Source organism: Novacetimonas hansenii JCM 7643, assembly GCF_000964405.1.
GTDB classification, from domain to species: domain Bacteria; phylum Pseudomonadota; class Alphaproteobacteria; order Acetobacterales; family Acetobacteraceae; genus Novacetimonas; species Novacetimonas hansenii.
Map to the genome: position 1 here is coordinate 20,478 of NZ_BANE01000029.1, position 8,209 is coordinate 28,686.

An 8,209-nucleotide genomic window follows, 5' to 3' on the forward strand; every position below is an offset into this window, starting at 1 on the left:
CTCTCCTTCAGATGCGCCGTGCCTTGGGATCAATCCGGGAAATAAGGATATCCGCCGCAAGATTGACCAGTATGACCGACAGCACCGCAACCAGTGTCACGCCCTCGATCACGGGATAGTCGCGCCAGCGCACGGCCTCGATCATCAGGTGGCCAAGGCCGGGCCAACCAAACACAGTTTCAGTGACAACCGCGCCACCAATGACACTGCCAAGGTTCATGCCAATGACGGTAATGACCGGCGGCAGGGCATTGGGCAGGGCATGGCGCAGACACAACTGCATAAGGCCGACGCCTTTTGCCCGGGCGGTGCGGATATAATCCCGCGACAGCACGGCAATCATGCTGGCACGCGTCATGCGACCAATCAGCGCCATGGGCATCAGCGCCAGGGTCAGCGACGGCATCAGCAGGCTGGACCATGAATGCGCACCCATCAGGGGCAGCAGACCAAGGCGAACGGAAAAGAGTTCCATCAGCAAAAGCGCAAACCAGAAATTGGGTACCGACGCCAGCACGATCGTAATCCCCATGAAGATCCTGTCCCACACCCCATCCTGAAACATCGCGGCGGCAAGCCCACCGGGAATGCCAAAGCACAGGGCAAGGGCATAGGCGCTTAGCCCCAATAGCAATGTATAGGGAAAATGGCTGGCGATTTCGCGCCCCACCGGCTGACGTGATTCAATGGATACACCCAGGTCGCCAGCAAGCGCACCACGCATGAACCCGCCATATTGCTGCATGACCGGCCGGTCCAGCCCAAGACTGTGGTGAACCGCATCAACTGCGTCCTGCGTTGCGGCAGGACCGGCCAGCATGCGTGCAGGATCTCCGGGCAGATGACGGACCGCAACAAACACCGCAAACGATACCACCAGCATGACAACAGGCAGCATCAGCATTTTGTTGATGATACGTGCATTCATGAATGCGGCTGCCGGTTACGGGTGACATGCGTAATGTCCAGCGCCCCGTCCGGACGCACAACCAGCCCGGTTATATCGGCACGCATGCCCACAAGCGTATCGCGGGTATAGATCAGCACCGCAGGTGCATCATGCATGATCATCTTCTGCACCCTTGCATAGATATCCTTTCGGAGATCTTCAGATGTTTCGACTGCTCCCTGATTAATCAGGGCATCCACGTCCGGGTTATGGAAAAAGCCGAGATTGGCCCCTGCGGGCGCAGCAGACGCACTGTAAAACAGGGGGCGTAGCTGCATGTCGGGAATAAATCCTGATGACCAGGACGCAAGCACCCCATCAAGTTGCAGCGCCTCCTTCTGCATTGGGTCCGCAAAGGCTTCGGACGCATAGACGCCTCCTTCAAGCCGTGAAATCCTGAGTTTTATACCAGATTTTTTCCACATATCCTGCAAGGCTTCGGCAATCGGTTCATCCATGTCCTGAACCGCAAGGTTGAATGTCATGCCAGCAGCCAGCCCCGCATCTGACAGAAGGGTCCGGGCGCGTTGCGGATCATATTGCGGATCAGGGGCGTAGCTGACAAAATAGGGGGAAACCGGTTGCAGCGGGGATCGCGCGGGCTGCCCCCTGTCGCGCAGCAGGGCATGGACAAGCGCATGTCGGTCGGTTGCGTAATTCAGCGCCTGACGGATACGTATGTCAGACCCCGACCGCCGGTCCATGTTGATGGCAATCCAGTATAATGGCCCGTTACGATCATCATAAATGACAAAGCGGGGATCGCCCTGCATCTGCTGGGCATAAAGGGCAGGAAGATTACTGACGATATCGCTGTCACCGGTATGCAGAGACATATCCATCACTGATGGTTCAGCAGACCACAGCCAGCGTACATTGGTGATATCTGATTGTGTCCCCCAGTAATCCGGGTTGCGTGATTGCATGACATATTCAGAACTTTTCCACTCCACAAACCGGAAAGGCCCCGTTCCGTCCGCCTGCCGCGACAGTGATGTCCCCGCGAAAGGCGACGTCACATAGGCCTGGCTGAAGGACAGTAGCAGCAGGAAATCGGGGTAGGGACGGCGCAGGTGAAACCGTACCGTCATGTCATCATCGGTGGTCGTCACCGTATCCACCACGGCCATGAAACGGCTGCTTCCGGCAAGGGGGGCTGTCCGATCCAGCAGGCGGCGGAAACTGCGCATAACGGCATCCGCTGTCATGGGATGTCCATCATGAAACCTTACATTGCGACGCAGGACAAAATCCCATGTCGTACCCTGCGGGTCATGGGTCCATGCCGTTGCCAGCAGGGGATGGATCGTGCCATCCGCATCGGAACGCACCAGCCCTTCATACATCGCGGTCAGGATGGAGGATGTGTCGGTCGCCACCTGGTCCGCCGGGTCCATGCTGCGTGGGGGTTCGGGCTGCATCACGCTCAGGCACCGCGAGGCGTCCACCGCAGGCGATGCATGGGCCGAAGACGCACATAACATACCGATACACGCAAAAAAGGTCATGCGGGACAGGGGCGGGCGGTACTGACATTTCATCTATCGGCCACGATCACCAGTTTGTTTCGATCTGTTCTGACTTATATCACATAAAAAACTTACTTGACGAATAAAAGATCAATCAATGATATAAATTGATCTTTATCCGGAATGGAGGGGCATGTGTCCTGCCGGTCGCATGTGCAACTGCTACGCCTGATCAACCAGTTCGGCCCCCTGAGCCGCGCTGAGCTGATCCGTATTTCCGGGCTGAGCAAAGGCGCGGTTTCCATGGTGACAGCAGACCTGCTGGCGCATGGGCTGATTGAAACACGCGATACCGTACATGGTGGGGGGCGACCGTCGATACGACTGGGGATCGCGGCGGACAGCGCATTTTTCGTCGGGATATCGCTGGCGGACCGTCCTGTCATGGTGTTGGGCGACCTGCATGGGACGATACTGGATCGGCAGGATATCGACCTGCCGGACAGGGTGGAGGATATCGGCCCGCATGTCCGCCGCCTGATTGCCCGGATCGCACCCGAGGGTTCGCTCCATGCACAACGCATGCGTGGCATCGGGCTGGCGGTTTCGGGGCTTGTGGATGAACAGGGCGGCATATGCGTGCGTTCCACCCTGACGGGATGGGAAAATGCGCCTGTTGGCCCGCTGATAACGCAGGCCTGCGGGTTGCCTGCGTATGTCGAAAATGACGCCAATGCCCTTACCGTTGCGCAATACAGGTTCGGACCCATGCGGGAAGCCGCATCCTTCAGCCTTATTTCCGTCGGGCAGGGGATCGGGTGTGGTCACATGTTTGGCGGCGAACTGTTTCGTGGCTTCCGGGGCGGGGCAGGCGAAATCGCCCACGCCACGGCGGAACCGGGCGGGCTGCCGTGCCTGTGTGGGAAAACAGGCTGCCTCGATACCGTTGCCTCGCTGACGGCCATTGCCCATCTTGCCACGCGGGCGGGGCTGCCGGGGGATCTGGACCAGCTTGAACAGCTTGCGGCGCAGGGCAACCTTGGTGCGGTCGAATTGCTGCATCGCGCGGGCAGCGCACTGGGCCTGATGATCGCACAGATGGTGCAGATCATGGACCCGCAGCATGTACTGGTTGCACGCCAGGGCGGTGAACTGACGGGATTGTTCGGACGCGCAATGCGCCAGGCCGCAGAAGGCAACATCCTGCCGCAGCTTGCACCCCGGCCAGAGATCATGACCTGCGATGTCATGGCTGACTCATGGGCGTTCGGCGCAGCCAGCGTCGCGGCCGACCGGTCATTGTTCCACGAATTCTAAACAAAAGGGAAAAGGGTATGCGTATTGCCGTGGGTGGCATTCATATCGAATGCAGCACTTATAATCCGGTTCCAACCCGGATGGAGGATTTTCGGGTGATGCGTGGCGATGAGCTGTTGCAGGCACCTTATTTTGCATTTTTGGCCGATTATCCGGCACAATTCGTGCCAACCCTGCATGCCCGCGCCATTCCCGGCGGCCCCGTCACGGCAGAGACCTATCGGGCTCTGCGCGACGAATTCCTTGACCGCTTGCGTGCGGCCGGGCCGCTGGACGGTGTGTACCTGTCCATGCATGGCGCGATGTATGTTCAGGGTATGGAAGATGCCGAAGGTGACTGGATCTGCGCAACCCGCGCCGTGGTAGGTAACGATGTACCAATTTCCGTCAGTTATGACCTGCATGGCAATGTGACACAGCGCATCATCGACGCGATCGACATGTTTTCGACCTATCGCACCGCACCGCATATCGACGTTCAGGAAACGATGCGCCGGGCGGTGACGATGCTGGTGCGCTGCCTGACGCAGGGGATACGACCGCATGTCGTATGGGCACCGGTTCCAGTCGTGCTGCCCGGCGAAAAAACCAGTACCGAGGACGAACCCGCCCGCAGCCTGTATGCACGCCTGCCTGAAATCGACGGACGTGAAGGCATCTGGGATGCCTCCCTCATGGTGGGATATGTATGGGCGGACGAACCGCGTGCAACGGCTGCCTCGGTCATGACGGGAACAGATGCCGCAGCATTGCAGAGCGCGGCCATAGAAATGGCGACGGCATATTGGGACGCGCGCACGCAGTTCCAGTTCGGCTGCTGGACCGGGAATATCGGACAGACCCTCGAGCAGGCGTTTCAGGTCACCAGTGGCCCGGTTATTGTGGCGGATTCAGGTGATAACCCCACCGGTGGTGGCGTGGGGGACCGTGTCGACGTGCTGCGCGCGCTGATTGCATGCGGGGCGCAGGACGTCATCGTTGCGGGAATTGCCGATCCACGGGCCACACGCATTGCCCGTGCCGCCGGGGTGGGGGCACAGGTTACGCTGCTGATTGGGGGCGCCCTGGACACTGCGGGGACGACCCCGGTCGAAGTGACAGGCGAAGTCCGTTTCGTAATTGATGATCCGAACGAGCGTGAATGCCAGGCGGTCATCGCCGTTGGCGGGATACAGGTGGTCGTGGCAGGACGGCGCAGGCCCTATCATAACATCGCCGATTTCACGGCACTGGGGCTTGACCCGCATGGCGCACGGATTGTCGTGGTGAAATCCGGCTATCTTTCGCCGGAACTTGCCCCGATTGCCAATCCGGCGCTGATGGCGTTGTCGCCCGGGGCAGTGGACCAGCATGTCACACGCCTTGTGCGGGCACACAAGGCCCGGCCGACATTCCCGTTCGACACGTCCTTTGCCTGGCTGCCGCATGTCTATTCCTCGGCCCGAAAGGGAGGATGACATATGACGGTGTCACGTCCTGTCCTTTCGGTCGAAGGGCTGCATATTCATTTCCACACCCGACGTGGCATTGTCCATGCCGTGGATGACGTGACATTCGACATCAACCCTGGCGAGATTGTGGCCCTGGTAGGGGAGTCCGGTTCGGGAAAAAGCGTCACCAGCCTGTCGATGATGGGGCTTTTGCCGCGTATCGGACGCATCGCAGGGGGACGATTGCTGTTTCAGCCCGCCGGGCAGGATATCGTGGACCTGGCCACCGCGCCGGAAAAGGCATTGCGCAAAGTCCGGGGCGGCGGGATCGGGATGATCTTTCAGGAACCGATGACCTCGCTCAATCCGGCGATGACGGTTGGTGAACAGATTGCCGAGGCCCTTGTGTTACATGGACAGGCAAACAACCATGCCGCCATGGCGCGTGCGGCGGACCTGCTGGCGGCAGTTGGTATCGCCAACCCGCATGCACGGGTGCGCAGCTACCCGCACCAGATGTCGGGGGGCATGCGCCAGCGTGTCATGATCGCCATTGCCATCGCCTGTCGTCCCGCACTGCTGATCGCGGATGAACCAACCACGGCACTTGATGTTACAACACAGGCGCAGATTCTCGATATCCTGAAACAATTGCGCCATGATACCGGTATGGCCGTGCTGTTCATCACGCACAACCTGTCACTGGTGGAGGCATTCGCGGACCGGGTCATGGTAATGTATGCGGGACAGGTGGTCGAATATGGGCGTGCGGCCGATGTGATGGAGGCACCGCGCCATCCATATGCCCGCGCGCTTCTGGACTGCCTGCCGGTGCGTCATCTTGATGCACGGGAAAGCGCGACATTGCCTGAACTCCCCACAATCCGCGGACATCCCCCCGACCTGGCCCATCGACCAGCAGGCTGCGCCTTTGCTACGCGCTGTGACATGGTGCGGGATGCCTGTCGTGCCGGTCATCCCGACCTGCAGATGGTCAATGCGGTCCGTGGCCATGCCACACGTTGCATCGCATGGCCGGAGATGGAAGGAGGCACTGACATATGAGCAACCAGCCATTACTGTCGGTTCGTGACCTGAGCGTGGAATTTAGCGCATCGCGCGGCCTGTTAGGCCGCAGCCTGCGAAATGTTCAGGCATTGGACAAAGTGTCGTTTGATATCCATGCAGGCGAAATCGTCGGTATCCTTGGTGAATCCGGTTCTGGCAAAACGACGGTTGGCCGCTGCATGGTCCGCCTGCAAACCCCTACGGCAGGGCATATCAGTTTCGAGGGACGTAATATCAACTCATTATCCCGCACGGATCTGGACTGGTACCGTCGTCAGGTGCAGATGATTTTCCAGGACCCGGCCGCCAGCCTTAACCCACGCCTGCGGGTGCGTGACATCGTTGCAGAAGGGCTGGAAATCCACAGGATCGGCACACGTGAAAGCCGGCAGCAGACAGTCATTGACCTGCTGGCGTCCGTTGGGCTGGGCAGGGATGCGCTGATGCGGTTTGCACATGAATTTTCCGGTGGTCAACGGCAGCGCATCGGCATCGCCCGGGCCATGGCGGTCAGGCCACGCCTGATTGTCGCAGATGAACCTGTTTCCGCCCTTGATGTGTCGGTGCAGGCCAAGGTCATTAACCTGTTGCGTGAATTGCGCGGACGGCTGGGCCTTGCGATGGCATTCATATCGCATGACCTGCCAACCGTCATGTTCCTGTGTGATCGCGTCGTGATCATGTATCTGGGACGCATCATGGAAATCGCCCCGATACAGGCCTTCCGTACCACGCCCTTTCACCCCTATTCGCGCACCCTTGTGACCCTGGCGCCGGGTCTCGGATCACCAGAGGCGGGTGCTATGCCGACAACCACCGAACAGCCCACGCCGGCACCGGACCTGCACTATGGCTGTGCGTTCCGTACCCGCTGTTCCCACGCCATGGCGTCCTGCGCCACGGTGGTCCCCCCATTGAACGAAGTCGCACCGGGACGATGGGTTGCCTGCTTGCGACCGGAGATATTTCATGACGCGTGTTGAAATCTGTGTGGAGACCCCGCAGGGCATTGCCGCGGCCAATGCGGCCGGGGCAGACCGGATCGAGCTCTGCGCCTCGCTTGAGGTGGGGGGACTGACACCAAGCGCCGGACTGATGCGTCAGGCGGCACGCGGGGATGTCGCGACACTGGCCATGATCCGTCCGCGGTCCGGGTCCTTTATATTCGATGATGATGAAGCTGCCGTCATGGTCGATGACATCCGCACCGCCCGTGAGTGCGGCCTGAAGGGGGTCGTGCTTGGGGCGATCCGGCCTGATGGCAATCTGGATCATGATCTGCTGTTGCACCTGTCCGGGCATTGCGCGGGAATGGAACGAACGTTGCATCGTGTTTTTGATCTGGTGCGTGACCCTGCGGCCGAACTGGAATTCGCGATCAAGGCGGGATTCACCCGTATCCTTACATCGGGTCAACGCCCCACCGCACCGCAGGGACAGGAATGCCTGGCCTTGCTGCATGCACAGGCGGCGGGACGTATCGCCATTCTTGCCGGTAGCGGTGTGAACGCAGGCAATGTTGGCGCGCTGATCCGTGCCACGGGGGTGCGTGAAGTCCATGCGTCATGCCGGAGGCCTGCATCTTCTCCTGCGACTGAGGGAGGAGAATTCGGATTTGGCCCCATGCCTGGCCAGACAGACCCGGCCGCTATTCGTGCCCTGATAAATGCAGCACAGAGCGTGCCATCACAGGATTAGGACCGATCGACATTCATGCCATCCAGATCATGGCTGTGGCGAGGTGAACAAAGCCAAGGAAATGGATGGTGCGTCGATCATCTCGGGTCGCAAAGCGTCTGAAGTGCTTGAGGCGGTTGAAGCAGTGCCCGATACGATTACGCAGTTTGTAAGCTCTGGTATCATGCGGGATGATAATCTTGCGGGTGCGATTGCAGGGAATGACAGCTTCTGCGCCCATCTGAGCGACAGGAACACGTAATGCATTGCTGTCATAGGCTTGGTCGGCCATAACGGCC

The 8,209-nt window shown here is 59.7% G+C and carries 7 protein-coding genes and 1 pseudogene; 5 read left to right on the plus strand and 3 right to left on the minus strand.

What is annotated here, in order from left to right; all coding sequences use genetic code 11:
* Window positions 1-7: 7 nt before the first annotated feature.
* Together B7G66_RS02095 and B7G66_RS02100 are read right to left on the minus strand one after the other, a co-directional pair.
* Window positions 8-928, minus strand: a complete 921-nt coding sequence (locus tag B7G66_RS02095; RefSeq protein ID WP_003619803.1) for an ABC transporter permease — start codon at window positions 926-928, stop codon at window positions 8-10.
* On the minus strand, window positions 925-2,457 hold the full coding sequence (locus B7G66_RS02100) for an ABC transporter substrate-binding protein (RefSeq protein WP_040510778.1): 1,533 nt from the start codon (window positions 2,455-2,457) through the stop codon (window positions 925-927). Before B7G66_RS02100 ends, B7G66_RS02095 begins: the two co-directional genes overlap by 4 nt.
* Before the next feature lie 156 nt (window positions 2,458-2,613).
* Here B7G66_RS02100 and B7G66_RS02105 point away from each other — a divergent pair, with 156 nt between their 5' ends.
* The 5 genes from B7G66_RS02105 to B7G66_RS02125 are packed head-to-tail and all read left to right on the plus strand — an operon-like array spanning window position 2,614 to window position 7,931.
* Window positions 2,614-3,735 (plus strand): ROK family transcriptional regulator, encoded by a 1,122-nt coding sequence (locus B7G66_RS02105; protein WP_159107944.1) that lies wholly within the window; start codon window positions 2,614-2,616, stop codon window positions 3,733-3,735.
* Window positions 3,736-3,752: 17 nt separating this feature from the next.
* On the plus strand, window positions 3,753-5,192 hold the full coding sequence (locus tag B7G66_RS02110) for a M81 family metallopeptidase (RefSeq protein WP_003619808.1): 1,440 nt from the start codon (window positions 3,753-3,755) through the stop codon (window positions 5,190-5,192).
* A 3-nt stretch (window positions 5,193-5,195) separates the two neighbouring features.
* Complete coding sequence (locus tag B7G66_RS02115) at window positions 5,196-6,230, plus strand: ABC transporter ATP-binding protein (protein ID WP_003619810.1); 1,035 nt, start codon at window positions 5,196-5,198, stop codon at window positions 6,228-6,230.
* Window positions 6,227-7,216, plus strand: coding sequence for an ABC transporter ATP-binding protein (locus B7G66_RS02120; protein WP_003619812.1), 990 nt, complete (start codon window positions 6,227-6,229; stop codon window positions 7,214-7,216). Before B7G66_RS02115 ends, B7G66_RS02120 begins: the two co-directional genes overlap by 4 nt.
* Window positions 7,203-7,931 (plus strand): copper homeostasis protein CutC, encoded by a 729-nt coding sequence (locus B7G66_RS02125; protein WP_003619814.1) that lies wholly within the window; start codon window positions 7,203-7,205, stop codon window positions 7,929-7,931. Before B7G66_RS02120 ends, B7G66_RS02125 begins: the two co-directional genes overlap by 14 nt.
* A 13-nt stretch (window positions 7,932-7,944) precedes the next feature.
* On the opposite strand, the pseudogene B7G66_RS02130 reads toward B7G66_RS02125, so the two are convergent.
* Window positions 7,945-8,209 (minus strand): annotated as a pseudogene (locus B7G66_RS02130) (hypothetical protein); the annotation flags it as partial.